Here is a 1,589-nt window from a genome sequence, read left to right on the forward strand (position 1 = left end):
CCGACCCCCGCCCCCGGCAACGGCCGCTCCCGCCGGGCACGCGCCCGCCGCGCCCGGGCACGCGCCCGCGAGCACGAGATAGCGACCAACGGCACCGGCCCGTCCACTCCCCCTGCGGCGGAGGGCGATTCATGACCGTCACCGCCCCGGACCGGCTTTTCGTTCAGTTCCCCGTGCGCCGGGGATTCGTTTCTTTCCCGCCGTCGGGCGGGAGCATTCACGGAGGAGTCCTATGAGCGAGCCGACTCGCATCGAGGTGCGTACCGCCGACCCGTATCCGGTGATCATCGGGCGCGGGCTGCTGGGTGATCTGGTTGATCAGGTGACGGGGAAGTCCGCGGTGCGGACGGTGGCGATCTTCCATCAGCCGCCGCTGGCCGAGACCGCCGAGGTGGTGCGGAAGGCGCTGGCGGACAAGGGCGTCGACGCGCATCGGGTGGAGATCCCGGATGCGGAGGCCGGTAAGGATCTGCAGGTCGCCGGGTTCTGCTGGGAGGTGCTGGGGCGGATCGGGTTGACCCGCAAGGACGCGATCATCAGCCTGGGTGGTGGCGCGGCCACCGATCTGGCCGGGTTCGTGGCCGCCACCTGGATGCGCGGCGTGGACATCGTGCACGTGCCGACCACGCTGCTGGCCATGGTGGACGCCGCGGTGGGCGGCAAGACCGGCATCAATACCGAGGCGGGCAAGAACCTGGTCGGCTGCTTCCACGAGCCGGCGGCGGTCATGGTGGATCTGGCGACGCTGGAGACGGTGCCGCGCAACGAGATCGTGGCGGGCATGGCCGAGATCATCAAGGCCGGTTTCATCGCCGACCCGGTGATCCTGGAGCTGGTGGAGCGCGATCCGCAGGCCGCCTTGGACCCGACCGGCGACGTGCTGCCGGAGCTGATCCGCCGCGCCATCCAGGTCAAGGCCGATGTGGTCGCCGCCGATCTGAAGGAATCGGATCTGCGCGAGATCCTCAACTACGGCCACACGCTCGGCCACGCCATCGAGCGCCGCGAGCGCTACCGCTGGCGGCACGGCGCGGCCGTGTCGGTGGGCCTGGTGTTCGCGGCCGAATTGGGCCGTCTGGCCGGACGTCTCGACGACGCCACCGCCGAACGCCACCGCAGCATCCTGGCCAGCATCGGCCTGCCCACCACCTACGACGCCGACGCGCTGCCGCAGCTGATGGACACCATGCAGACCGATAAGAAGACCCGTTCGGGCGTGGTGCGTTTCGTGGTGCTCGACGGTCTGGCCAAGCCGGGCCGCCTCGAGGGCCCGGACCCGAGCCTGCTGGCCGCGGCCTATTCGGCCATCGCCCGCGAGGACGGCCCCACCAGCGGAGCCGTCCTGCTCTAGTCGCGGGCATCACCGTGGTCAGGAGGCGTTCCCGGCCACGGTGGTGAAGGTCGCCATCATCGCCATGTCCTCGTGTTCGAGGTTGTGGCAGTGCAGCACGAACCGGCCCGCGTGGTCGGTGAACCGCACCGCGATCTCGGCCATGCCGGTGGCGGTGAGGTAGAGCGTGTCCTTCCAGCCGCCGTCGGCGGGCGACGGCGGCCTGCCGTCGCGCGAGAGCACCTGGAACTGGTTGAGG

Annotated in this window: 2 protein-coding genes; one reads left to right on the top strand and one right to left on the bottom strand. The window is 70.5% G+C overall.

All coding sequences use genetic code 11. The annotated features are described in order from the left end of the window. Positions 1-232 precede the first annotated feature (232 nt). A complete protein-coding gene (gene aroB / locus ACWELQ_RS45395) occupies positions 233-1,351 on the top strand; it encodes a 3-dehydroquinate synthase (RefSeq protein WP_452403144.1) in 1,119 nt (372 codons plus the stop codon). Positions 1,352-1,369: 18 nt separating this feature from the next. On the opposite strand, the gene ACWELQ_RS45400 is transcribed toward aroB, so the two are convergent. Then, a partial coding sequence (locus ACWELQ_RS45400) for a multicopper oxidase domain-containing protein (RefSeq protein ID WP_452403145.1) occupies positions 1,370-1,589 on the bottom strand: 220 nt, incomplete at its 5' end.

The organism is Nocardia sp. NPDC004722, assembly GCF_053601505.1.

Excerpts from the sequence above, each read along its gene's own strand:
- aroB (WP_452403144.1), top strand. The coding sequence starts at position 233 with ATGAGCGAGCCGACTCGCATCGAGGTGCGTACCGCCGACCCGTATCCG.